This window comes from Pseudobacteriovorax antillogorgiicola (assembly GCF_900177345.1).
Lineage (GTDB): Bacteria > Bdellovibrionota_B > Oligoflexia > Oligoflexales > Oligoflexaceae > Pseudobacteriovorax > Pseudobacteriovorax antillogorgiicola.
The window spans coordinates 115,835-139,275 of record NZ_FWZT01000007.1 but is presented as its reverse complement, the minus strand read 5'-3'; the positions used below and the strand labels follow the sequence as shown (position 1 = coordinate 139,275).

The window sequence follows — 23,441 nt, the reverse complement described above, 5'->3', positions numbered from 1 at the left end:
AATTATGAAAGAATCTTTGAAGTATCAAACCATGCTTGAAGAGGTAGAAGGCATCGTCAAAGAGATGTCCTCACCAGACCTAGACCTAGACCAAATGGTCAACAAGGTCGAGCGAGGCTACGAACTTATCCAGCTCATGCGTGACCGTCTACAGCAAACCAAAGCCAAAGTCGAAGACCTACACGCTAAGTATGATGGCTCAGAATAGAGACGGATCAGTGAGGGGACGCGTATCCACATCCAAAGGCAGAACTTCAGCTGCCTCTTTCTTCCCCTCTTCAATTCCCAAGCTCTTAAATTTGCGAGTCGTTACTAGCAGCCGCGTTTCCAAGGTACCCACAGCTTTATTGTAAGAACCGACACTGTTCTTCAGATGTTTACCCATGTCGGCCATATGATAAGAAAAGTCGCAGACCCTTTGATGTAGATCTTTACCCAAGCGAGCAATATGCTTGGAATTGGCCGCAAGAGTCTCCTGACGCCAGGCCAAGGCTACCGTCCTCAGGAGGGCAATCAAAGTCGTCGGCGTAGCGACCACTACCCTTTGCTCAGCGCCAAGTTCAATCAAACTGGAATCTGCTTCCAGCGCTGCTGCAAAGAACGATTCTCCAGGCAGAAACAGAATGACAAATTCTGGAGAGCCTTCAAAAGCAGACCAATAGGACTTCTTAGAGAGATCCATGATCTGACGCTTCACCTGCTGAGCATGCTTGCTCAAGTAAGCTTTGCGGCGATCGTAGTCCTGTTCCTCCATCGCTTCCAGATAGGCTTGCAAAGGCACTTTCGCATCGACGGCGATAAGCCTTTCTCCCGGTAGCTGAACCAGCATATCAGGCCGGAGGCGTTTTTGGTCCGCATCCAAGGATGCCTGCTCCATAAAATCGCAGTGAGCCAGCATCCCTGCTAGCTCTACAACTCTTCTAAGCTGCACCTCACCCCACCGGCCTCGGGCTGTCGGAGACTTTAACGCACCAGCGAGGCGACTGGTTTCTGTCATCAATGACTGATGGGCATCTTTTAGAGAATCGATCTGCTCCTTGACACTTTGGTAGGCAACCATTCGTTGCTTTTCGATAGCATGGACATGATCGTTAAAATGATCGAGGGACTTATGGATCGGTTCAATGAGCTTCCCGATGGCATCTTCTTTATTATCAAAGCGCTGCACCGCTTTTTCTTCATATTTAGAAAGCACAGACTCAGCCAGCTGCATAAAGCCGCGGTTGCTGTTGCTTAAAACATCGCTCGATATGGATTTAAACGATTGATTCAGGCGCTCTTCCAAAGAGGCAAACATAGCCTTGCGCTCTTCGTGGAGTTTTTTTTCCACAACAAGCTCCGCATCGAGGCTGTCCCGCTCCTGCTGGAGCATTGCAATGGCTTGATCCTTTCGCCTCAAATATATCAAAAAGACGCACAAACTAAGCAAGATGCCTAAACAAAGGCCAAGTAAAAGCTCCATGAACTCCTCATCGTCAGTGAACTTTCCTTATATCAAAAAAAAACCGGGCTCTCGACCCATCTCTGGGTCCCCGGTTTTTCAAGTTCAAGAAAGCGATGCCCTAGTGTGTCATGCCAACAAAGCAAACCCTTACCGACGCATCTTATGAAACTTTTCGAGAATTGATAGCGCCCATTGAGGAGCTGTAGCTCTCTTCCAGACACCAGCGACCCCTTTGTTGGCTTCGATAAACGTAGGATAAGCGTGAATGGTGCCTAGGATCTTATTGAGTCCGATATTATACTTCATGGCTGTCACAAACTCGCCAATCAATTCACCAGCGAGGTGAGAGACAATCGTCGCCCCGATGATTTTATCGGTTCCCGGTTTGGTAAGAACTTTGATCATTCCGTAGTCTTCTGACTCTGTGATCGCACGGTCCAATTCGGTCATGTCATAGGTGTAAACTTCGTAGGGGACGCCCGCCTCTTTCGCGGCCTTTTCGTTCATCCCTACTTGGGCAATCTCAGGGTCGGTAAAGGTCACCCAAGAAATCACCCGGTAATCCACTTTAAACTTTTTAAACGGAGAAAATAGGGCGTTGACCGAGCAATACCAGGCTTGATGAGAAGCCACATGGGTAAACTGATAAGGTCCGGCGATATCACCACAGGCGTAAATGTTCTTTTTGGTAGACCGAAGGTATTCATCGACTTTGATGGTACCGTTGGGGTTTAAATCAATCCCAAGCCTTTGCCAATCAACTCCTTGGGTATTCGCTTTTCGACCCACTGCGATGAGTATTTTATCAAAGGGAATCTTCTTCTGACCGCCCGGTGCATCACAGAGAAGTAGATTCTCGCCATTCTCTTGAGTGACTTCTTTTGCTGCGGTTTTGTGTAGAATCTGAACCCCTTCCTCTCTCATGCGATCAATCACGAATTTCGCAATATCATCGTCTTCTCGGGGCAGAATGCGATCAGCCATCTCAACTTGGGTCACCTCGGAACCGAGCCGATTGAAGGCTTGTGCCATTTCACAGCCAATCGGCCCACCACCCAAGATCACAAGACGCTTGGGCAATTCACGAATGTCCCACAGATTTTCTGAAGTTAGGTACTCAACGGAATCAATATTTTTGATCGGCGGCACGAACGGCGAGGCACCCATTGCAAGAACAATATTCTTCGTCTTGAGAACCTTGTCGCCCACTTTCACCGTATGAGCATCAATGATCTCAGCTTCACCCTGGAAGCACTCAACTCCCAAACTGGTATAGCGCTCCACACTATCGTGAGGCTCAATCCGTTTGATCTTGTCTTGGACTCGCTCCATCACTTCAGAAAAATCAAGTTCGAAGCTTGCTTCTTTTATCCCGTAGTCTTTGTGTCGTTTGATTTCTTGAACAAATCGCGCAGATTTAATGATGGCCTTCGAGGGTACACAGCCATAATTAAGACAGTCACCACCCATCTTATTTTTTTCAATGAGAGCAACTTTAGCCTTTACAGCTGCCCCAATTAAGGAGCTGATCAAGCCCCCTGAACCGGCGCCAATAACAACAAGATTATACGTATCACTCATCCCAAGACCTCACATGATCAACAGTTTCATCTACTATAACATAGGGGCTTGAGTGCTGCGGCAAGGGGCAACAGGTGCCCATTCCACGTCAATACGACAAGTTTGGCTTGCCTGGGAGCAGCTACATCTTTGAGCTAGCGTCCTCGTTCTTCAGATCACGCCCCTTGACTTTATTCCACATTAAAGTCTGTTTGGTTACATAGTGCATCAAAAACTGGCTGGAGGTCATCCTCGTTAGCTCGGTGCTGAGCTTTTCAAGAAGCATGGGATCATTGCTAGGGACAAAACCCCTGTAAAAACTGGCGTCATCAATGAGAACGAAGGCTGGAAATGGCCCATCTTTTTTTACGTCAGGAACCAGAAAGGCTGTTTCCTCATCCATTAAGGCATGGTCCCAATCTGATGGAAAGCCTTCATAACCGCCCTTCGACTGCACCACAAATCGTACCGATAGGGGTGTATTTGGGTCGGTCACATCACCTTTTAGGTTTTGATCGTAGTAATCTCTAATTTGCTGCATTTGTGTCACAAGCTCGGGACACGTCGCCTGACAACCATCTTCAGTGAGCAAAACGACGGTGCTATGTCGCTCTGTATCGAAATGAGTCATCCCTTTAGGGTTGTTTTCGAACATCATCTGGAAGTTTGGAACGACGCCAAACTTAGTGACATCGAGGACAACATTTTCCTGGTATTGCTTTGCAAGATAGAGGATGGGCAATGAGCCAAGAACCAACACAAGAAGAGATACCTTAAGAGCTTTGCTGTGACGAGACTTCATAGCGTCCTTTCTGGAACAAGGGCCATCAAGGCCCCTTTTGGTCTACGATAGAAGTTTAGAATCGGGGCGCCCCATACATTCGTAGTGGTAGCCGCGATCGTGTAATTCCTGTGATTGGTACTGATTGCGCAGATCGAAAACAACTTTGCCAGCCATCATATCAGCTGCCTTATCCCAGTTGGGACGCCGATACTCGCTCCACTCGGTAACAAGCACCATCGCATCCGCACCTCGGAGAGCTTCGTAAGATGAGTCCGCATAAACAAGTCGCTCATGATCACCAAACTCCCGCGCAAAATTACCTTGCCCCTGGGGGTCATGGGCAACCACATAGGCACCTTGATCCAAAAGTTTTTGAATGATGGTTTTTGCAGGCGCTTCTCGAACATCGTCGGTGCCGGGCTTAAATGCAAGCCCCCACACGGCGATTCGCTTGCCGTTCAAGTCTTTGAAGTGGGCAATAATCTTATCTGCAGCTCGATTCTTCTGGGCAACGTTCGCTCGGGTTACTGCGTTAAGGACTTCGAGTTCGACCGCGTTCTTTTCTCCCGTCTTAAGAAGTGCTGCTACATCTTTCGGGAAGCATGAGCCGCCATACCCAGGGCCAGCATAAAGGAACTTTTTGCCAATGCGAGGGTCAGTGCCAATTCCCTGGCGAACCTTATCGATATCCGCACCCAGTCTTTCACATAGAAGGGATAGCTCGTTCATAAAAGAGATACGTGTCGCGAGCATCGAGTTCGCGCCGTATTTTGTTAGCTCACTCGATCGGCGATCCATAAACAGGAGCTTGCCTTGATCATCAAGTACAAACGGTCCGTAGAGGTCTCTAAAAACAGCCTGGCCTTCTGGATCGTTTAGGCCAACGATAATGCGATCAGGCTTCATAAAGTCGCCAATGGCATCACCTTCTTTCAAAAACTCTGGATTAGAAGCGACAGTAACTTTCACATTTGACTGACGCTGGGCCAGCTGCTTCTGAATCGTTTCCTCAACCAGATCGCAAGTTCCCACGGGAACCGTCGATTTCACAACAACCATGAGATTACGCTCAACCAGCTTGCCGATGGATTCAGCTACGGCTTCCACATAGCGAACGTCTGCCGAGCCGTCTTCCCCCTCAGGGGTACCAACCGCAATAAATGCTACATCAGCGTTACCTAAAACTTCGCTGATCCTGGTGGTAAATGTAAGCCGGTCGTGCTCCATGTTGCGCCGGATGAGGTTTTCCAACCCTGGTTCGTAGATTGGCGAGGTGCCGTCCTTGAGGAGCTTGATTTTTTCCTCATTCAGGTCCACACATGCGACATTATGACCAACTTCCGACAAACAAGTTCCGGAAACCAAGCCAACATAGCCAGTACCAACCATTACAACGCGCATGAAACTTCCTTTCTGAGCGATTCGCTCTTCTCAATAGACTCTCTATACCTCTCTGAGGTAGCCCTTGCAATTAAATCTCTAAAAAGACGGTTGTCTTTTAGGTATGTAGCAAATAACTAGGACTTACAAGGGAATTGGATAAAAAGGCTTTCCGGCACGCAAGCGATTGCAGTGACCAGGGCAAAATGGTATCCTCTGAAAAGATAACAATCAAAGACAACTAACGAACGGGTGAAAGAGCAAGATGGCTGATGATAAGACCGTTATCGCAGACCCCGGTGCTAGTATATTCAATCCACCGAAAAAGTCTCCCGCGTGTTTCGTTCAGTATAGCGGAACTAATTTAGGTAAGCGCTACGTGCTGGACCAAAAAGAAATGGTCGTCGGCCGTTCACCCAATGTTCAGATCGTGATCAATGAGCAGAGTGTGTCGCGAAATCACGCCCAATGCACGGCTGTCGGAGACTCTATATCAATAGCCGATCTGGGTAGTTCCAATGGCACCTATGTCAATGATGAGAAGATCTCCACAGCATACTCCCTCCGAGATGGCGATATTATCCGCCTAGGCAACATTGTGTTCAAGTTCTTCGCTCAAGGTAATGTTGAAAATGTTTTCCATGATAAGATCTATCGCATGGCAACCATTGATGGCGGTACCCAGACATTCAATAAGAAATATCTGATTGAAGCCTTGGAATCTGAATTTAAATTCAGTCGCACCTACAGCCGCCCCCTGTCACTAATCTACTTCGACTTAGATTTCTTTAAGAAAGTCAATGATACCTACGGGCATAATGTGGGTGATTTCATCTTGAAAGAAGCTGCAAATCTCGTGAAATCAATTATCCGCAAGGACGATATATTTTGCCGCTTTGGAGGCGAGGAGTTTGTCATCCTCTTGCCTGCGACAGATGCGAAAACCGCGTACGAACTTGCAGAACGGATTCGTACCACCTGCGAGTCTCATTCGTTTGAGACCGAAGGTCATGCGATCAAGCAAACGATTTCTCTAGGTGTTTCCCAGCTCAACCCCAGTATGTCGTCACCGAAGGATTTGCTCGAAGATGCTGATAAGAAACTCTATCAATCAAAAACCAATGGCCGCAACCAGGTTACGATCTAGGCTATCATTTGCCATTCTTTTAGGGCTCAGCCTCAGCTCATGCCTGACAAGCCTGGACGAAGAGGTTGAGATCAACCCGTCCATCGCTGAAGACATCCGCTATGATGACGTTTATCACGAGGCTACCAATCAGTACGAGGTGATTGAGAACTTCGAAACCAAATACGTCATACATGCAACACACCTGTCTGCTGACTTTCGCCAGGCGATCGCAGATCGGCATAAGACCTTATTTGAAGATCCTACACCTATTCTTTCTGAAGCCTCGGCAAAAACTGGGTTTTTTATTTCGCTTTACGTCGCCAACGATGAGCGCGAGGACCTCAGGGATCAAAACCTTTGGAATATCATTCTAAAAGAAGGGGATCAAAGTTACTCCCCAGTTCTTGTCAAAAAGCTTTCCCGCAAAGAGCGATGGAAGGCCTACTTCCCCGCTGTCAACCTCTGGACCCAAGAATATCTTGTCATCTTCGATAGCCCTGCTGGCGGCTCCTCGACGCAACAATTGGTCAACCAATCTGCCAAAGTACTGCTTATTACCAATCCTGATGCCAAAGTTCGCATGTCATGGAATGATGCCCAAGAATAATATCGCGGGACACTTTCATCTTCATTTCTTGGTTCTTGCAAGGACCAAGAAGGACTGATGTTTTTTAGCATCCTATATCAAATCCCCCAAAGTCCTTTACTGGCAAGGATTTGACAGCGATTACGGGACCCCTGGTACAATACCATTAGATCGTTAAGCCAATTTTACGCATCATGCAGCTAGAGGGGGCAGCATGGCTAGATTTGACAATTTTGATATTGCTCAGGAGCTCGTGGAACTTTGCCGGGATATTCAGTCTGATATTTTCCAACAGCTCAACTATTACCGAGCCAGTGTTTACAAGTCCGAAACCGCAGCAATCATCGATCACAAGCTGAGTCAACTCAAGCTTGTGGTGGAGTTGCTCGGCTGTGAGGAGACTCTGGATCACTTTCTTGATTTCGAAGCCAGCCGTGGCAATGGCAACATTGCTCTGGCTCCCGGTGAGTGTTTACTCACATGGAGAATTACGGATTTGTTCAAGAGCCTGGAACATGCTTATATAAGCTTGTCAGACTCGAAAGCCAGCTTTCGAAACCCTGACTTTGCGTTTAACATTCAAAAAAACAGGAGAAAGCTTGCCGCGCTTTGCCCCCAAGGCAGCCGGAAGCGATCTTTTTTTGAGACTCTATGAATTCCATCACCTTGCGCCTAATGCTCCAGCATCTGTGTTATCTGGGCTTAGGCTTGTTTCCTTTCCTAATCTCTATCAATCGCAATCTTGAATACGAATATGCGATGAGCCTCTGCCTCTTGTTAGGCGTCATAGCGTGGCTCGGGGGGCTTTGGCCCAAGTCCCGGCAATGGCTTCTTGCAGCTCCTCCATGGACGGTGCTCACTGGCCTTTTCGTGATGCTCCTACCAGCTTTCACGTGGCGCTTGGTGCAGGCCTGCCTCTGTGAACCAAGGGAAATCGCGCTTTGGTTGCTGCTTGTAACTGTGCCTGCATGGTTTGTACATTGGGGCTTCCTCTCGATTTTCGAACAATGCCAGGGGATGAAAAGCCGTCAGAAAATCATTCTCTACCTGGCCTTAGGTCTTTGCACGATCGTTTGGCCCCTTTGGGAAATTTGGTATCTTCCCCAAAAACGAAGCACCAGCCTGCTATATGGAGTTTTCCATGGCCCTATTTACGACACGTGGCTTCCCATCGATGCGGGGATCATCGTCAAACGGAGCCTCCATGGTGCCATGGGACTTATCGCCTGGAGCCTGTGTGCTACCAAGATCGATAAAAAAATAACTCTCTCTCTTCTAGCTCTTATAGCGAGCATCAATATTAGCTTCGAGCAGTTTCCCAGCCAAGGTCACGGCCTAGGTGCCCTCAAGCGAGACCTTCCTCAAATCATGGAAGGCCCCCACCATAGCCTTCACTTCCCTGCAGAACTAAATAGTAGGCAAAGGGAGATGGTTCAATCGATCCACCAACAAAGCCTTTTCCACACCCAAGATTTGAGGCAGTATTTTCCATCAGCTCCCCACGTTTACGTGTTCGTCTATCGTTCTCAGCAAGATAAAAAACTCATTTTCGGCGGCGGCGGAACAGATATCACCGATGTGATCACTCCGTCGATCCACATCAACCTCAGCAGCTGGCCTCACCCCACTTTACGCCACGAGCTGGTGCATGCGATGGCATCAGACCAAGCCTTCTATGGCTTGGGTTTTCATCCGAACATGGCATTCACAGAAGGCTTTGCTGTGGCTCTTGCCCCTCAGGAGCGCAGCATAAGCCTCGATGGAAGTGTTTTTACGTTACTGAAGCAAAATAAGTTACCTGACGTCGAGAGGCTGTTTAGCCCACTGTTCTGGACAGAGTCCGGAGCACGAGCCTACCGAACCGCGGGATCCCTCATTCGATATCTCTTAAAGCGCTATGGCTATGAAAGCGTCGCTAAAATTTATGCCGGCAAGCCTTGGACCGATGTCATTGACAAGGCTCCTCGGGCAGTCATTGAAGACTGGTTAAGCCACATCAAATCTCAAGACCAACATCAGCGATACTCAGGTCAATACTCAGAGGCCCTGTTTCGATATCCTGGCGTATTACAGGACACCTGCCCTCATAGCAAGGCCCTTCTAAGACAATTCAAGAACAAAGAGATTTTTCCAAGCTGGCGTTGGCCAGCCTCTTGGAGCCACGACACTTACTGGGATTGGCGCTTGGCCCTTGAACCTAAGAATCAAAGGGTTACTTATTCGATCAAACTTCGGCGGGTAAAAGAAATGATTCGCTCGAACGATCAGAAGTCTGTTCGCCAGTTTATCTCAGAGCAGGAGCTTGACGTCGCCAAGATTCGCTTTCTAGAAGACTATTGGCTTGCCCAATTGGTTGCTGATCTTCATGCTTGGCTTGGAGATGCCAAGTCTGATGATGAACTGCTAAAACATCTGGAAAACTTTCAAGAGTCATCTTTTGTCGGCTTCTCAGCAGCTCGGCAACTTGAGCTTCGCCTGCTTATTGCTTCCGATACAAACCTTCCACAGAAGGACATCCGCGACTATCTCGCTGGGTTTAGCTCCTTTAAAAAGCTGAAACCATTTGATCACTGGCTGTACCACTATCTAAGAATCAGAAGACCGATCCGCATCAGTGAGGACGAGCTTCGTAATCTGGTGAGCATGACTATTCCTCATGATTTATCGGAAAATATCAAGTTTGAATGGCATAAGACCTTAGGTGGTCGCCTCATGGAGGCCAAGCTTTACGAGCTCGCTGCCAGCACCTTTGAGGGCGCTCTCAACTTCGCCCATCCGGGGGCCAAGGACGTGAGCAAGCTCTTTCAGGAAGAAGCGACTTGGCACGCCCAGCGAATTTAGTGACTGGCTGGTCAAGGGTTCGCGTAACTGCTGAGTAAGCGCTTAATATTATTTAGTAAATAAATAATATTTTAATTTATCTAAGGGCCCGTCGATAGTCTCCTTGAACGAGCTAGAGGGAACCTTATGAATAAGATTCAAGCGTTTAACGAATGCGTTTTTATCTGCGATCAATCAAGCTGGGTTTGGAACACCACATCGCATTTCCTGGACATCCATAAAATCCCTTACATTCATCTATCATCTGATGTTTCTGTCCGAAAGAGCTGGTCCCGTATCGGGGAAAGCCCAAAGATCCTGATCCATTGGGAATCTCGCTTTCGTCACGGCGGCGCGATCGTAGAAGAGCTTCTTGCTGTGTCTCCCAAGTTTGAACTAGAGGACCGGCTGATTGTGATCTGCTCCGACCCTTCTCCAGAAGACCGAGTCTATCTGGAAGAGCTTAAAATCCACAATGTCGTTACTCTTCGAAATAATCAATTCGATATTCGCAACTCATACCAGGATTTGAAGGCATACTTCTTTAGAGACCCTAGTAGCTCGTGTAAGCACCAGAAAGTCTGGCGCAAGCTATTTTTAAGCTTGAAAGCCCTGAACCAAAAGACCTCTGACGATCACATTAGAAAGGTCGAGGGCTATCTCCATCGAGTTGGATCACTCGATCAGCACAGCTCCGAGCGTTACTTTCACGCATTAGGACTCTACCACTATCGCCTGGGGCGGAGCCTTGATGCCAGCCGCCATTGGCAAAAAGCCCTCGATATCAACCCCAACTATTCCCCTTCACGGGAAGCTATGGTCGAATTGTACTGTGATGAAGGCAAGTATCAGAAAGCCCTTGGAATGTTGAAGCAAATGCAGGCTCGTAATAAAAATAACGTCGCTCGCCTGGTGCGGATGGGCGAGATTCACTTATCCATGAATGACAACGTTAAAGCTGAGCACTATTTTTGTTCGGCACTTAACAAAGACCGCTACTGCGGAGGAGCTCTCAATGGCCTTGCGACCATTCGCTTTGAGCAAGGCAAGCTTGACGAGAGTCGACAACTGCTAGCGCAGTCATCCATTGCCTACCAAATTGCATCCAAGCTGAATGAAAAAGGCATAAAAATGGTGCGAGAAGCACAATATGAGAAGGCTCTCGAACATTATACAAAGGCACATTACGTCTTGCCCCAGCAAGACAAAGGCCCCATGCTGTTCTACAACATCGGCCTCTGTTACTCGCGATGGGGCCGAGCAAAGCCTGCCCAGCAATTTCTGCAACTCGCATTGATCAAGGAACCAAATTACAAGAAGGCACAAAAGCTCCTTAACCAGCTAAGAGATCCTGCCGAGGCTGCTTAGCCAGTGCTATACCTTGTCTTTAGGCAAGGCGCGAATAGCAGACGCATCCCAATTGTAGGTTCTCGGCAGATCTTTGGCCTTCCGAATCAGGTGAGACTGCTGATTTCGCAAGTACTGAACGATTTTTGAATTGCTCGGATCAACTTTGAGCCGGTCAATATTTTTTTGAATCCCATTGATCTTCTCAACGTCATCTTCATTTTGATAGATGCTATCGAGGATTTGATTGAAGGTATTCTTTTCTTTTTCACTTAAACCCGTTGTGTTTGTGTAGCGATGATACTTGTGTAACGTCATCGGCTCGGTATCGATAACGACCGTTCCATCTTCCTTTTTTTCTACCACTACACCTGGGTTGGTATAGATGCCCGCCTTTGGAACTAAATCTCCGATGCTAGCCATATTACCCCCTTCTAAAGAATCGTCTTTTCATCCAGCACGAACGTTGTGGGATGAACATTCTCGGAATTCATGATGAACGACATCTCGCCTTCAAGATACCGCCGAAGAACCCAGTTTTTAGGATCGAGACCAATTTCATCAACTTTGGCCTTAATCTTGCTGACCCTTTTTTCTGGAGCTTCTTCTTGCCTTGCCTCTCTTACGACCTTTTCATACTCTGTTCGAACCTTCGGCGTGAGCCCGTTAGCAAAGCCAAAGTGCCGAGTTTTTTCAAAGGCCTCTCCTTTACGCTCAAGCTTGACATGACCAGTATCTTTACGACCCACTACAACCGCTGGTCGACCATCTCTTGTAAAGACCATGTCTCCAGGTTGAAATCGCAACGTGACCTCCTCTTGCCATAACTCTACGTTTATCCTAACACTGCTGGAAACGGACACAAGCCGCTGAAATAACCATTATTTTCCTAGTGCAGATAGGCAGAATCCACAGCCTAGCTCCAGACTCATTCCTTAAGAAAAGGAGAAAATCAGCCGATAGCGATCTTGAATTTAGGGAGATGAAGTCCCAACTAATGGTCAGGTGAATTATGTCACGGATTGTGGATCTAACTGAATATAAACAACAGCGGAAAAAATTGTTCCTGGAAAAGAACAAGACTTTTCTAGACGATTATATTCGTGGCTTTATCTATTCTCACTGCCAGCTTAGTTACGATGTTTTCCAACAGCACTATCTCAACGCGCGGCAACAGGATAATGAGATGGCTTGGGACTATCTAGATTTCCGCGACACTCTTGCTGAGGTCGTCACCGATGTGATCGGTGCCAGCTTATGGACCGATATCCAACGCCAGCCTTGGTTTCGAAAAGGCCTGCTCAACCGCGATGAAGTGATGGACCGGATGATCAGCTTGTTCATCATTGGTGCAGCCGTAGCTGAAGGCTAAGTTTTAAGAAAAGCCAAAAGGCCGTCTAACATTTCTGTTACACAGCCTTCCCTTCAAAATCCGAAAAACCCTGGCTTCAGATGATCGAATTTTGGGTTACGTATTGTTGTGCCGCTAGCTTTCAGACGACAGAACTGCCTCAAGAGGATTTGCCTGCATTTCAGGCGCAACTTTTTGGGTCTCAGAGTCCGCAGATGCCAAAACGAGCCCTTCGGCAATCTCACGCAATGCCGTGACAGCTTCCTTATTTTTTGTCTTAACCAGAGGAGCCTTTCCTTCCATCAATTGGCGAGTTCTGTGCGATGCCACAGAGACCAATGCGAAGCGGTTTTCGATGTGCTCTAAACAATCTTCAATTGAAACGCGGGCCATACTTTAGACTCCTGATATGAAAATAGGAAAGATCCTTCTAATAAAGCTATAATCTCTAGTCAATCCTAGATTTATACTTTCAGAATGAATCATCAAGAATGCCAGTAGTTGGGTGCAGATGTCATGATAAACTAGATTTTAGTGTAGCACAGGGGTTTTGGAGGATCAATTCCAGAACCATCTAAAATAACTTAGATTTTCCCATCAGACCCCATCCTTATTGGCATAGCTTCGCACCTACCATAGCAAAATGGTATAATAAAAGTCACAAGCCAACTCTACCGACTAGGTTTATCGACGATGACGCTAATGAGAACTGCCCTGACCCTCGCAGCATGCCTATTCTGCGCTCCTGTGCTGGCCGTGGATCAGGCCCAACTGCCTGCCTCATTCGATTTGGCACAGAAAAAAACTCGCAAGCGTCCCGGCGGAGTGCTACGACTCTACAAGAAAGCGACAAGCCTCTACGATCAGCGAAAGTATGATGATGCGATTTCAGTTTACTCAAGAATTCTAAAGATTTACCCAAGCCACGAGCCATCGAGGATCTACATTGCCAAGAGCCTTTACCGGCTCGGGCGACACCGCCAAGCCTATAGACTATTTAAACAGCTGGATCTGAGTACCCTCGATCCAGAAACCTCATTCGAATATGGCCAGACCTTCTATCGAAGACGTCGCTACGAGGGAGCCTTGGAAGCCTTTCAGCGGGTGCCAAGTGGCCACCCTCTTCTCGATCTTGCTAGCTATTACGGCGGAGTTTCAGCTCTCCGCCTAAAAAAGTACCCGGAGGCGGTTGGCTTTTTTGATCAGGCTGTCGTTCTCCCGTCCAAACTGATGCGTAGCAAGAAAGCCCTCCAGAAGCAGGCTGAAGACATGATGCTCGCCGAACAACGAAAGAACTTGAACGAAGCTAACCCAGGCCCTAACCCTAGGCCCCCCACCCCTGAGCCTTCGGGCCCAATCTCCCCCAAGACACCCAAGCCCCCCTCTTATGTCAGCCCCGGCTTTTTGATTGCTAATAACCAGGTGAGTGGCTTCGTTGATGTCGACTCTCAGGAGCAAGACTTCTCTGGGGTTCGATCCGTATCCACGAGCCAGACATGGCTAGGTGTCGATGGTCAAGTAGGTTACGACATCCCTTTGGGTAGTAGCGAGACCCCAAACCCAAGTCACTTTCACACTTCACTTGGCCTTAGGGCGCAGTCTGGGAGTACCAGTGAATCCTCGCTTGCCATCACTGAAGACTACGACCATGAGATCGAAACGCTTCTGATTAACAGAACCCAAGCTTCTACCATCGCAAGAGCCCATCTCGACCTCGCTCCGGAATGGAACATCGGGAACAACTCCTGGCTAGGGTTTGGTGCCAGCTATATCCACCTTGTCAGCGATGGGGACAGCTCGTTATCAGCATCGCTTCCTTCCGTATACCTCCAGCTTGGTCAGCAAAATCAAAACTACTCCCTGCTTTTAAGGGCAAGGTACACGAACGTCAATGTTGACCAGGCACAATACATGGAGCGCACCGACGAGCTTCTCGCTATTGAAGCCAAGGTTAGCGAGAAAGTGAGCGTCAAGGGTGTAGGAATGCTATCCCAATTCAGCTATAGCCAATCAACCACTGATGGCCCTGATTGGCTTGGCCGCTTATACGGTCAAGTTATGTACTCCTTTACTCCCAAGTTGGCTATGGGCGCTCGGGGACACTACGAACAACTTGGCGGTAACCGCCTTCACAACCTGAACTCGATTCCAGTGGTTGGCTTTGAGCAGGACAACATCGGTGGAGGGCTCGTATTAAAAGGAGTCTTTACCGACTGGCTTTCTGCTGAGGCAAGCGTCGTGACCCACGACCGCAAAGTGCAAAGCATCGAACCCGACTCGAACGAAACAAGAGTGGCAATCACCGAAAACTTTGCCACCTATACGACAGCGATCGTCGCCAAACTTCGTGCTCAGTATCGCTTCTAGGAAGGATAAGGAGTTTTTGATGGATCTTTTTTGGATTAAAACGCTGGCTCATTCAAGTTTTCAAAACGGTCGATGGCAACTAGACAATCCCCATGAAATCAAAGCCCACAATAAAATGGCTGTAATTGGCACGATCAACGAGATTTACCAAGATCTGGTCTTATCGGTGAATACCTACAATGAATACGTTGATCAGGCCAAAAGGCTCAAGCTGTTGCCGATCTATTGCGATCAGGAGCACCATATGAAGGGCTTCGTGGTAATGATCAAGAATCTACAGATCCGTCTAGAAAGGTCTGGCGCAAAGATGGAAGCGATATTAGAATCCACCTTAGGTTTCAGGCAGCACCGAGAACGGGTGCACGTCTTCGAAGCCAGGATGGATGCTCTAGGAGGACTATCCTGGATTATGGATTCCTCGTCCGTCATGACCCATGAGATGATTGTCAAACAACTTCTCCATGACCTATGCAGCACCGCTTTCGAAATCAAGCCTCGTTGAAGGGAGCTAAAACGTGAAAATTACCTTTCCTGAATCGGAAACGAAAACAGTCGTCGATAACCTAAAGGATGCTATGGGTGAGCGAGCCCTCAGCAAGATTGTGAGCTTTGAGATCAACGGCGATGACCTTACCGTCACTCTATCTAAGCTTGGCAAGTCAACCCTACACTTTAGCCGCCAGTCCGCATCTGAAGGCAGCACCTTCACCTTAACCAAGGAGAAGATCGCTCTCGCTCATAAGGCTCTTAAAGGTGAAGTCACACAAAAAATCATCAAAGTCATCGAGAAGGCTGGAGGCAGCGTCGATAAATAACAGGGACAGCATCGAACTGCCTCACGTCGGCAAGCCTATCTGGTCGGTCGCCTCCGCTAAAAACGTTGACCGGGCGAGCATATCTGAATTTAAAATTCCCTCTCTTTCACTTATGGAGTGTGCTGGTCGTAAGGTCGCTGTAGTCGCCGCGGCTCGATGCCGGCCAGGACAACTGATCGTAGTTCTTGCTGGCCCCGGCAACAATGGTGGTGACGCTCTGGTTGCCAGCCGTTACCTTCACCTGTGGGGGTACTCGGTACTGGTAATCGATATTTTGAACGATTTCAAAGATCAAACTCCAGATCGATCGACCCAAGGTCAAAGCCTCGACGAGCTTAATATCCGACGAGTCTCTCCCCATGACTTTCAAAGTGGCCTGCCCCTACCATCAAAGCCTTTGATCTTGGACGGGGTTTTAGGAATTGGCATTCGTGGCTCTCTACGAGAGGGCCTTTATAAATCTTGCCTTCAAAAAGCATCCCAGCTCAACGGAACTGTCATTTCTATCGACCTGCCCTCAGGTATGGACGGCGATTGCTGGTCAGGGGAAGCACCCCCATTACCGGCTGATATTACCGTAACATTCGGCGCCTCCAAGGCTGCGCACAGGATTTATCCTGCAGCTCGTTACTGTGGTGAGACTCTAGTGTTCGACATCGGCTTTTCTAAAGAAGCTGTGGACCAAAGCCTAGCCAAAACCAAGCACCAACTATGGGAGCTTGCCCCTGAAGCACTAGCTAGGATCAACCCTTGGCGGGGGCTAGCAATTGATGCTCATAAGTTCGAGCGCGGCCATGTTCTCGTGATCGGAGGCAGCTCACTTGGGTTCGGGGCTCCGATGATGGCAGCTGTAAGTGCAGCTAGGGCTGGTGCTGGCTGGGTTTCTTTGGCCACTCCCCACCCTGTGGAAACAGTCATGGCCCGAAGCCCACTAGCTCTAACTCACCAGAATTTTTTCAAGGGTGACCATCTCGACATCGCAGCTATTTCAAAATTTGTAGAGCAACGTCGGGTGAAAGCCCTGCTGATTGGACCAGGCATGGTGACGAGCCCGTTTCAAAGTGGCGACCTTGAAACTCTCGCAAGGTTGCAAAGGCAAGGTCTGTCCTTAGTTCTCGACGCTGGAGCGCTTCATCAACTTGGGGAACGACTCAAACCAACTCGGCTGCTTCCCGAAAAAACTCTGCTCACACCCCACCCTGGGGAGTTGATCAAAATGGGTCTTACACCAGATGCCCCTAAAACATTGGCTGATTTTGAACAACTCCAAGAAACCTGCAACAACCTGGGCGTTTCGATTTTCTATAAATCCGCCAGCCCAGTAATAGTGAGTCCGGAGCTGCCTCATCACTTTCCTTGTTATAGCCAGGCCAATAATTCCCTTGGCAAGGCGGGATCTGGTGACGTGCTAGCAGGGATCTGCACAGCCTTGGCTTTGACAAGCCTGCCCTCATGGGTTATTGCTCCATTAGCCCAATGTCACATGCACTACACATGTCAAAAGCTGCAGGATACCGGGAAAGAGATTATTCCAGAAGACATCTGCAGCAACTTGGGCACTTGGGATATTTCGTTCAGGAGCTAGCCATGTATCTGATGCCAGGATCTAATCTTCTACCTTATAAGGGTAAAACACCGAAGCTTGCCGAAGGGGTGTTTGCAGCCTCTGGTGCGCAACTCATTGGCGACCTGGAAGTCGGTCGAGATAGTAGTTTTTGGTTTAATACCGTAGCACGGGGTGATTGTTACTATATCCGAATCGGTGAGCGAAGTAACGTCCAGGATGGTACCGTGATCCACGTAACTAACAGCAAGCACGCATCGATTATTGGTGATGATGTAACTATTGGTCATGGTGCTGTGATCCATGGCTGTGAAATCGGAAATGGCTGCCTGGTCGGGATGGGCGCTATCATCATGGATGGCGCAAAGATTGGCGAACGGTGTTTGATCGGCGCCGGAACTCTGGTTCCACCTGGCAAGAGTTATCCACCTGAATCCCTAATAAAGGGCACTCCAGGGAAGGCTGTCAGAGCCTTGACCGACGATGAGCTAAAATTCTTGAAGACATCAGTGGACTACTACCTGGATTATAAGAGCCATTATGTTCCCCATTCGTAAAGAGACATTGGTTTCTACAGTTTCCATACCTCACTTTGAGCACATCATCGAGCAGGCCTTTGCAGTTCCATGCTCATTGAAGCCCTTCGCTGATGACATGACACTTTTTGATATTACCGAAGCCTATCAGATTTCATGGCCTGAGTTTGAAAATCGACTTAGCTCGATTTTCTCCTTAGTACAAAATTCAAGCTGTTCACTTGATGAATGGCAAAGGGATCAAATAAATCTTAAGGTTGATATCCGAACGGAAAACCGACGTCAGGAGTTCCCACATACTGAAAAAAACTTAGTGCCAATGACAGTTGACCTTTTGAAGTCTTTAGTCTCTGATAGTAAGAAAGGGCCAGTTCTGGTACTGGGTAGCGAGGATCGCGACGGGTTTACAGGGAGTCTGTACCTTAGAGAGATGGGTGTGACGCAAGCGCGGTATCTGAAGGGAGGCATGGCTAACTTCATAAGAGCTTAGCCATGCAATATTCTCAAAGTGTCTTAGCGTGCGCTCAAAGTATCTTCATCTTGAACAGGATAGTAAAAGTCCATCGTCGCTTGAATATTCTCACGCTCGATCTGACCAAGATGAAAGCGGCCCGCATTATTTAACTCGTGCAAGTATGCTTCACGCTCAGCCATCAAAGTTCCGTCAAGCCCTAGAAGGTCTAAAGCTCGAATCAAAGTGAAGCTTTGCCGGCAGTGTACTTCAAGTTCGTGAGCAAGAGTTGACCCAAGAAGCCCCCAGCTTTCGAATGCCGCAGGACCAACAGTTACTTCAAGCTTGCTGCCCCATCCACGAAGGGTGGTAAGGCCACGATCTTGGAGATTAGGGTCGAAAGTCGGGTGTTTGGTACCCGCTGGTATTTGAATATTGAACAAAGCCAAAGCAATATCAACGCTCTCTTGGCTAAGCTCAGGTGCTGATTCAGGAGGAACTACAAGAATATCTGCAGATCGACCCTCGAACACCTGGCGTGCATCGTAATCGTGTTTCGCCGCAAGCAAAACAATCACTGCAAGGCAAGTAGTGAAAACATAAAGTAAGGTGGGCAAGCCATAAGCGAGAGCCCTTAGGTTCTGGAAAAACTTCTTCTGCATAACAACCTCAACAACATCCACAACAACAGCATTCCGTCCTATGTTAAGCAAGGACTAGGCCAAGCCAAACCTACAAAATCATTTAGCTATTCCCAAAAAAAGCGCCAAAGACCGGAGCAGATGTCTAGAATTCTTACACGATGGACAGTATGGAGGGACTCTAGATTGGGAAGAAATAACAATGAAAAAGGGAGCTTACGCTCCCCAAGACTAGCTACAGCGTTGCCACTTAAGCTTGATACGATACTCGCCTTCTTCTAGGTATAGGTCGCCAAAGCGATTGTTACCATAATTTTTCTCTTGCAAAGCTGATTGCCACTCTGCTGATCCACGGGGATAGTTTTTATAGTTGGTCTCAAAGTAGGTTGAAAGACCAAGATTCTCACGTCCTTGGCAAGACGACCAACGGTTTTTCTTGGGTGTGAGCTTTAGATCGTGACGAGTTCGCTCAGGACCATAAACTTCCTTGCGATATTCTAGCTCAGAGCCACGGCTTTGCACGCGGTAATCAAGAGCAAAGAAACCATTGGCCTTGCGCTCAAGATCAGTGAGGAGATCCATATAGATTCTTGATACTGAAAAGCTGTAACCTTGACGATAGCGAAGGCCAAGGTTAACAAGACATGAACGAGACTTACCAAGGCCAACTTGCTTGTTTTTCATCTCAGTTCGCTGGACTCGAACACGGATTTCACGACCGTTGACATCAACACGAACATGGCAACGGCCATCGTTCATCGTATTACCATTACTTAGACGCTTTAAATTAGCGAAGGACTCTACAGAAACGAGTCGAAGAGTTGATTTGCTTGGTCCGTATTTACCATCATGATCGTCATCATCATCTTCACCAGGGATAGGGGGAAATGGGTTTTGGTTACCAGGATCGGTAGGGTCGAATGGATCGCCATCTCGATTGTTGAACCAGTCGTCTGAGCAGATGTTATCGGAGTTATAGCCACACTGGTTAGGGTTTACGGGTGGGTTTGAGTCTTTGCTATCCTTGGTGCCACAGCTTGCTAATAGTAAACTGCTAGCCCATGCGATTAGGATGAAACGCATACGTAGGTCTCCATTGTTCTATTTGTGCTAGTAATAACTTCTTAGTTATATTTACTAAGTCAATTTGTTTCGTGGCGGTCATTATGCCACCACTGCACAACATTGCAAGCACTTTTGAACATATGGTAAAATTTGACGGATAGACCTCGTATTTTCAATTAGTTATATGGCCGATAACCCTCGAAAACTAACCCGCCTCCTTCTGCTGCAGCCCCCGGGCCCAGCTCCACAAGCCAGTCGGCAGCGGATTTTACAGCCGCACTATGTTCGATCACGATCAAGGTAACACCCTTCTCTGTTAGTTTTTGACACTGAACGAGAAGCCGTTCAACGTCCTTGAAATGCAACCCGGTGGTAGGTTCATCCATGATCAAAATTGAGCCCTGAGACATATTTCTAAACAGAATTGGTACAAGCTTGAGACGTTGGGATTCACCTCCTGACAAACTACTGCTTGGTTGGCCCAACTTCAGATAGCCAAGCCCAAGCTCCTGAGCAGGTTTAAGCCTCTTGGTAATGCGAGAAAAAGTTTGAAAGTGATCGATGGCTTCGTCAATCGTTAAGTCGAGCACCTGTGACAAGTTGAGGCCACGATATTCTACCTGCAAGACTTCAGGCTTGTAGCGTTGCCCCTGACAAATGGGGCAAGTCACACGTGCATCAGCTAAAAACTTCATGCTTAGCGAAAGAACGCCGCGCCCTTTGCACTCTGGGCACCGTCCACCATCAACGGACAAGGAGAAGTCCCGCATTTGCAAGCCATAGATCTGTGCGTCTGGTAACTTTCCATAAAACTTGCGAAGATCGGTAAATACATCAAGGTAAGTCGCTGGCATGCTGACACTTGATTTTGCAATTGGTCGCCGATCAACTAAAATCACTTCTTCAATCTGGTCGAGACCCTGGATCTCCTCGCAAGCTAGCAATGGCTGATCGGAAAGATAGCGATAGATATTATGATAGAGGGCCTCAATCACCAAGCTGCTCTTGCCAGCACCACTGACTCCACTCACAACCGTGAATGACTCTAAAGGGAAATTGACCTTATCTAGATGAAGATTGTTAACCCTAGGCTTGATCACACGGAGCCAGCCATCGGTCTTTCTAGGCTTCTCTAATGTTGTGGTTTGAGATTGAGTTTGCACTAGGTAGCGTGCTGTCAGAGAATCATTTTGAAAGTCGCTAGCGCTGCTGGGTTTAAACTTAGCCATGATCTGACCACCACGAGCACCTCCTTCAGGGCCCAAGTCAATAATCCAATCAGCGCGACGGATAATTGTTTCGTCGTGATCGACGATAATCACTGTATTGCCTTGGCTCTTCAGCTTTTCGATAGCAGCCCATAGCTGATTGAGTTCGCTATCGCTCAAACCTTGGCTTGGCTCGTCCAACACATAGAGAACACCTCTCAAATTCTCAGCCAGAACTCCTGCTAGCCTCACCCTCTGGGCTTCTCCACCAGAAAGGCTCCGAATCCGCCGAGCAAGATGCAGATAACCAAGGCCAACCCTATCCAAACGATTGAGGTGATCACGAATCTCCTCTGCAATTCGCATAAATGCTGGATTTTCAATGCCTGATTCCTGCAAGCACTGGTCAAAAAATTGATATAGTTGATGAATGGTTTCCCGTTGCAACGCGAGCGGGGATTTTCCCTTGAATCGAATGGATTCTAGGTCACGACGTAGTCCCGTGCCACGGCAAACTGCACAAGATACGGTTTCAAATTCATCCTCAGTTTCTTGATACCCGAGACCATCACATTCCTGACAACGTCCTAAAGAGTTGGCAGAAAAATACCTAGAATCCAATTTAGGCCATGCGAATCCACACTTAGGGCAGCCGTTTTTCGTGGAGAACTTCGAAAAATCAGACTTGACCGCACCGGTCTGATCAGAAAGAAATAACTCTCCGACGCCGTCACCCATTTGAATAACCGTTTCAAGAGATTTGTGCAGTCGTTTGAGTTTGCTGCTAGCGACTTTAATATAGTCGACGATAACCTTGATGTCATGCTTGCTTTCTCGATCTAATTCAGGAGTGGAGCTTAGCGATACAAGTTCGCCATCAATATAAGCCCGTGTATATCCTTTCGCCGAAAATTGCTGCAACTGCTTCTTAAAACTACCCTTCTTTTGTTCAACAAACGGTGAGGAAAGTCCGATCGTCTTGCCCTCATGTTGTGCCAAGATCTGCGAGGCAATCTGTTCCAGGCTTGTCCCGCTTGTTGGTTGATCGTGTTTGGGACAGTGCGCTTCGCCAAACCGAGCAAAAAGCACCCCTAACAATTCAGAAATGTCAGTTAGTGACCCTACCGACGCTCTTACCGAAGGTTGAGTCTCGTTTTGAGCCAAGGCAATCGCCGGAGACAAGCCACTAATACTGCCAATAGCAGGGCGAGACCCTAAATCTAGAAACTGCCTTGTATAATGAGATAGGGTATAAAAAAAACGCCGATTGGACTCCGCTAGAATAGTGTCGAAAGCCAGACTACTTTTTCCCGAACCACTGACTCCAGTGATCACCGTAATCTGCCCACGAGCAATGCTTAAGTTAAGTTTCTTAAGATTATGCTCACTGGCTCGCGTGATCTTAATCTCTTCTATGTGTACTGGGCTCATAACCAAGATACCTAAGGCAATGGGTCAAGGCTGCGCTAAAACTTTCCCAATTCGCAGTTCCCTGGCCAAATTTGTCAGCTGCAGGACCATGATCTGGAGAAACTCTCAGAAAATCAAGGCCTCCTGTGATATTCACAGCATCAAAGAAATGCACTGTTTTCAAAGGCCCAAGGCCTTGATCATGATACATCGCAAGAATTCCATCAAAACGCCCCTGATAGCCATGAAAGAAAGCCGTATCCGCGGGTATTGGCCCCGTAGGCTCGTACTCGGAATGACTTTCCAGACGCGACACGGCAGGTGCGATGACGCGGTAGTCTTCATCACCAAACATACCTTGATCGCCACAATGTGGATTCAACCCCACAACGGCAATCCGAGGAGACTTGATTTTAAAAATTCTCGATAAGGTCTTTGAAAAAAGCTCAAACTTCTTGACAATCAAAGACTCATTGATATGAGGAGCTACGTCACGAAGCGCAAGGTGATTGGTGACTAAAGCTACTCTTAGACTGGGTCCTGCGAGGATCATGACACCCCTTTCACCAGCAAGATCTTCGAAAAATTCAGTTTGCCCTGGGAACCGGAAGCCAGCTTGTTGGCAGGCATACTTATCGATGGGGCAGGTCAGTACAGCAGTATTTTGCATCTTAGGAAAGGATCGCAAGCTTTCTAGGGCAGCAACAGCTACGCCTCCACGCTGCTGGTCCGTTAATTCTCTAGGGTTGACTCGGGGCAGTTCTGGTCCCACATTGAGGAAATGGATGCCCTTATCGGTCAGATCACTCCAAGATTGGATCATTTTTACCGCAAGTGATATTTGAAACTGCTGGCACTGATATTCCCATTGGGAAAAGCTGCCCACAAGAACCACAGGCACCTTATCTGGTATCCGCGGCAAAAGCTCGCCAAGGGCTTCTATATTGATGCTGTAGGGATCTCCCAATGTAACGAGCAACATC

At 47.9% G+C, this 23,441-nt stretch carries 24 protein-coding genes; 13 read left to right on the top strand and 11 right to left on the bottom strand.

The genetic code is table 11. The features are described 5' to 3' along the window. Nucleotides 1–4 precede the first annotated feature (4 nt). The gene (gene xseB, locus B9N89_RS11165; RefSeq protein WP_132318414.1) at nt 5–208 is read left to right on the top strand and encodes an exodeoxyribonuclease VII small subunit; all 204 of its coding nucleotides are present in this window, start codon (nt 5–7) and stop codon (nt 206–208) included. Here xseB and B9N89_RS11160 read toward each other — a convergent pair. From B9N89_RS11160 to B9N89_RS11145, 4 genes are all read right to left on the bottom strand, one after another. Then, entirely contained in the window at nt 200–1,462 is a 1,263-nt protein-coding gene (locus B9N89_RS11160; protein ID WP_132318416.1) for a DNA recombination protein RmuC, read from the bottom strand. The genes xseB and B9N89_RS11160 overlap by 9 nt on opposite strands. Nucleotides 1,463–1,591: 129 nt before the next feature. Further along, nucleotides 1,592–3,025: a dihydrolipoyl dehydrogenase family protein gene (locus B9N89_RS11155; RefSeq protein WP_132318418.1), complete on the bottom strand. Its 1,434-nt coding sequence runs from the start codon at nt 3,023–3,025 to the stop codon at nt 1,592–1,594. A 121-nt stretch (nt 3,026–3,146) separates the two neighbouring features. Continuing rightward, entirely contained in the window at nt 3,147–3,806 is a 660-nt protein-coding gene (locus B9N89_RS11150) for a hypothetical protein (protein ID WP_132318420.1), read from the bottom strand. Nucleotides 3,807–3,848: 42 nt separating this feature from the next. Then, on the bottom strand, nt 3,849–5,189 hold the full coding sequence (locus B9N89_RS11145) for a UDP-glucose dehydrogenase family protein (protein WP_132318422.1): 1,341 nt from the start codon (nt 5,187–5,189) through the stop codon (nt 3,849–3,851). A 244-nt stretch (nt 5,190–5,433) separates the two neighbouring features. On the opposite strand from B9N89_RS11145, the gene B9N89_RS11140 reads away from it, so the two are divergent. The 5 genes from B9N89_RS11140 to B9N89_RS11120 all read left to right on the top strand — a co-directional run bounded on the left by B9N89_RS11140 (nt 5,434) and on the right by B9N89_RS11120 (nt 11,071). Continuing rightward, a complete protein-coding gene (locus tag B9N89_RS11140; RefSeq protein ID WP_132318424.1) occupies nt 5,434–6,315 on the top strand; it encodes a GGDEF domain-containing protein in 882 nt (293 codons plus the stop codon). After that, on the top strand, nt 6,290–6,904 hold the full coding sequence (locus B9N89_RS11135) for a hypothetical protein (protein ID WP_132318426.1): 615 nt from the start codon (nt 6,290–6,292) through the stop codon (nt 6,902–6,904). The genes B9N89_RS11140 and B9N89_RS11135 overlap by 26 nt, the downstream gene beginning before the upstream one ends. 193 nt (nt 6,905–7,097) lie before the next feature. After that, complete coding sequence (locus B9N89_RS11130) at nt 7,098–7,538, top strand: hypothetical protein (protein WP_132318429.1); 441 nt, start codon at nt 7,098–7,100, stop codon at nt 7,536–7,538. After that, a complete protein-coding gene (locus B9N89_RS11125; RefSeq protein WP_132318431.1) occupies nt 7,535–9,724 on the top strand; it encodes a hypothetical protein in 2,190 nt (729 codons plus the stop codon). The genes B9N89_RS11130 and B9N89_RS11125 overlap by 4 nt, the downstream gene beginning before the upstream one ends. A gap of 126 nt (nt 9,725–9,850) precedes the next feature. Beyond that, the gene (locus B9N89_RS11120) at nt 9,851–11,071 is read left to right on the top strand and encodes a tetratricopeptide repeat protein (protein ID WP_132318433.1); all 1,221 of its coding nucleotides are present in this window, start codon (nt 9,851–9,853) and stop codon (nt 11,069–11,071) included. A 6-nt stretch (nt 11,072–11,077) separates the two neighbouring features. Here the strand turns inward: B9N89_RS11120 and B9N89_RS11115 are convergent, their stop codons facing one another. Together B9N89_RS11115 and B9N89_RS11110 are read right to left on the bottom strand one after the other, a co-directional pair. Next, nucleotides 11,078–11,473, bottom strand: a complete 396-nt coding sequence (locus B9N89_RS11115) for a hypothetical protein (RefSeq protein ID WP_132318435.1) — start codon at nt 11,471–11,473, stop codon at nt 11,078–11,080. Between the two features lie 11 nt (nt 11,474–11,484). Next, nucleotides 11,485–11,856: a hypothetical protein gene (locus B9N89_RS11110; RefSeq protein WP_132318437.1), complete on the bottom strand. Its 372-nt coding sequence runs from the start codon at nt 11,854–11,856 to the stop codon at nt 11,485–11,487. Nucleotides 11,857–12,062: 206 nt separating this feature from the next. Between B9N89_RS11110 and B9N89_RS11105 the strand changes: the two genes are divergently transcribed. Next, nucleotides 12,063–12,422: a hypothetical protein gene (locus B9N89_RS11105; RefSeq protein ID WP_132318439.1), complete on the top strand. Its 360-nt coding sequence runs from the start codon at nt 12,063–12,065 to the stop codon at nt 12,420–12,422. Between the two features lie 114 nt (nt 12,423–12,536). On the opposite strand, the gene rpoZ is transcribed toward B9N89_RS11105, so the two are convergent. Further along, on the bottom strand, nt 12,537–12,794 hold the full coding sequence (gene rpoZ, locus B9N89_RS11100) for a DNA-directed RNA polymerase subunit omega (protein ID WP_132318441.1): 258 nt from the start codon (nt 12,792–12,794) through the stop codon (nt 12,537–12,539). 309 nt (nt 12,795–13,103) lie between these two features. Between rpoZ and B9N89_RS11095 the strand changes: the two genes are divergently transcribed. The 6 genes from B9N89_RS11095 to B9N89_RS11070 are packed head-to-tail and all read left to right on the top strand — an operon-like array spanning nt 13,104 to nt 18,173. After that, nucleotides 13,104–14,768, top strand: a complete 1,665-nt coding sequence (locus tag B9N89_RS11095) for a tetratricopeptide repeat protein (RefSeq protein ID WP_159455306.1) — start codon at nt 13,104–13,106, stop codon at nt 14,766–14,768. A gap of 19 nt (nt 14,769–14,787) precedes the next feature. Next, on the top strand, nt 14,788–15,270 hold the full coding sequence (locus B9N89_RS11090) for a hypothetical protein (RefSeq protein WP_132318445.1): 483 nt from the start codon (nt 14,788–14,790) through the stop codon (nt 15,268–15,270). A gap of 13 nt (nt 15,271–15,283) precedes the next feature. Further along, complete coding sequence (locus B9N89_RS11085) at nt 15,284–15,583, top strand: hypothetical protein (protein ID WP_132318447.1); 300 nt, start codon at nt 15,284–15,286, stop codon at nt 15,581–15,583. Next, a complete protein-coding gene (locus B9N89_RS11080) occupies nt 15,522–17,168 on the top strand; it encodes an NAD(P)H-hydrate epimerase (protein ID WP_132318449.1) in 1,647 nt (548 codons plus the stop codon). Before B9N89_RS11085 ends, B9N89_RS11080 begins: the two co-directional genes overlap by 62 nt. A 2-nt stretch (nt 17,169–17,170) precedes the next feature. Further along, a complete protein-coding gene (locus tag B9N89_RS11075) occupies nt 17,171–17,704 on the top strand; it encodes a gamma carbonic anhydrase family protein (protein WP_200820697.1) in 534 nt (177 codons plus the stop codon). Continuing rightward, the gene (locus tag B9N89_RS11070) at nt 17,688–18,173 is read left to right on the top strand and encodes a rhodanese-like domain-containing protein (RefSeq protein ID WP_132318451.1); all 486 of its coding nucleotides are present in this window, start codon (nt 17,688–17,690) and stop codon (nt 18,171–18,173) included. Before B9N89_RS11075 ends, B9N89_RS11070 begins: the two co-directional genes overlap by 17 nt. A 23-nt stretch (nt 18,174–18,196) precedes the next feature. Here the strand turns inward: B9N89_RS11070 and B9N89_RS11065 are convergent, their stop codons facing one another. The 4 genes from B9N89_RS11065 to pdxA all read right to left on the bottom strand — a co-directional run bounded on the left by B9N89_RS11065 (nt 18,197) and on the right by pdxA (nt 23,440). Further along, a complete protein-coding gene (locus B9N89_RS11065) occupies nt 18,197–18,796 on the bottom strand; it encodes a hypothetical protein (protein ID WP_132318453.1) in 600 nt (199 codons plus the stop codon). 210 nt (nt 18,797–19,006) lie between these two features. Beyond that, nucleotides 19,007–19,858 carry a DUF4360 domain-containing protein gene (locus B9N89_RS11060; RefSeq protein ID WP_132318455.1) on the bottom strand — a complete coding sequence of 284 codons (852 nt, stop codon included), beginning with the start codon at nt 19,856–19,858 and terminating at the stop codon, nt 19,007–19,009. A 158-nt stretch (nt 19,859–20,016) separates the two neighbouring features. Next, nucleotides 20,017–22,479, bottom strand: coding sequence for an AAA family ATPase (locus B9N89_RS11055; protein WP_132318457.1), 2,463 nt, complete (start codon nt 22,477–22,479; stop codon nt 20,017–20,019). Then, nucleotides 22,451–23,440 carry a 4-hydroxythreonine-4-phosphate dehydrogenase PdxA gene (gene pdxA / locus B9N89_RS11050; protein WP_132318459.1) on the bottom strand — a complete coding sequence of 330 codons (990 nt, stop codon included), beginning with the start codon at nt 23,438–23,440 and terminating at the stop codon, nt 22,451–22,453. The genes B9N89_RS11055 and pdxA overlap by 29 nt, the downstream gene beginning before the upstream one ends. Nucleotide 23,441 lies beyond the last annotated feature (1 nt).

Coding starts and splice junctions, on each gene's coding strand:
- xseB (WP_132318414.1), top strand. CDS start 5: ATGAAAGAATCTTTGAAGTATCAAACCATGCTTGAAGAGGTAGAAGGC.
- B9N89_RS11060 (WP_132318455.1), bottom strand. CDS start 19,858: ATGCGTTTCATCCTAATCGCATGGGCTAGCAGTTTACTATTAGCAAGC.
- B9N89_RS11145 (WP_132318422.1), bottom strand. CDS start 5,189: ATGCGCGTTGTAATGGTTGGTACTGGCTATGTTGGCTTGGTTTCCGGA.
- B9N89_RS11150 (WP_132318420.1), bottom strand. CDS start 3,806: ATGAAGTCTCGTCACAGCAAAGCTCTTAAGGTATCTCTTCTTGTGTTG.
- B9N89_RS11115 (WP_132318435.1), bottom strand. CDS start 11,473: ATGGCTAGCATCGGAGATTTAGTTCCAAAGGCGGGCATCTATACCAAC.
- B9N89_RS11125 (WP_132318431.1), top strand. CDS start 7,535: ATGAATTCCATCACCTTGCGCCTAATGCTCCAGCATCTGTGTTATCTG.
- B9N89_RS11090 (WP_132318445.1), top strand. CDS start 14,788: ATGGATCTTTTTTGGATTAAAACGCTGGCTCATTCAAGTTTTCAAAAC.
- B9N89_RS11070 (WP_132318451.1), top strand. CDS start 17,688: ATGTTCCCCATTCGTAAAGAGACATTGGTTTCTACAGTTTCCATACCT.
- B9N89_RS11155 (WP_132318418.1), bottom strand. CDS start 3,025: ATGAGTGATACGTATAATCTTGTTGTTATTGGCGCCGGTTCAGGGGGC.
- B9N89_RS11130 (WP_132318429.1), top strand. CDS start 7,098: ATGGCTAGATTTGACAATTTTGATATTGCTCAGGAGCTCGTGGAACTT.
- B9N89_RS11135 (WP_132318426.1), top strand. CDS start 6,290: ATGGCCGCAACCAGGTTACGATCTAGGCTATCATTTGCCATTCTTTTA.
- pdxA (WP_132318459.1), bottom strand. CDS start 23,440: ATGTTGCTCGTTACATTGGGAGATCCCTACAGCATCAATATAGAAGCC.
- B9N89_RS11140 (WP_132318424.1), top strand. CDS start 5,434: ATGGCTGATGATAAGACCGTTATCGCAGACCCCGGTGCTAGTATATTC.
- B9N89_RS11105 (WP_132318439.1), top strand. CDS start 12,063: ATGTCACGGATTGTGGATCTAACTGAATATAAACAACAGCGGAAAAAA.
- B9N89_RS11120 (WP_132318433.1), top strand. CDS start 9,851: ATGAATAAGATTCAAGCGTTTAACGAATGCGTTTTTATCTGCGATCAA.
- B9N89_RS11095 (WP_159455306.1), top strand. CDS start 13,104: ATGAGAACTGCCCTGACCCTCGCAGCATGCCTATTCTGCGCTCCTGTG.
- B9N89_RS11160 (WP_132318416.1), bottom strand. CDS start 1,462: ATGGAGCTTTTACTTGGCCTTTGTTTAGGCATCTTGCTTAGTTTGTGC.
- B9N89_RS11055 (WP_132318457.1), bottom strand. CDS start 22,479: ATGAGCCCAGTACACATAGAAGAGATTAAGATCACGCGAGCCAGTGAG.
- B9N89_RS11065 (WP_132318453.1), bottom strand. CDS start 18,796: ATGCAGAAGAAGTTTTTCCAGAACCTAAGGGCTCTCGCTTATGGCTTG.
- B9N89_RS11075 (WP_200820697.1), top strand. CDS start 17,171: ATGTATCTGATGCCAGGATCTAATCTTCTACCTTATAAGGGTAAAACA.
- rpoZ (WP_132318441.1), bottom strand. CDS start 12,794: ATGGCCCGCGTTTCAATTGAAGATTGTTTAGAGCACATCGAAAACCGC.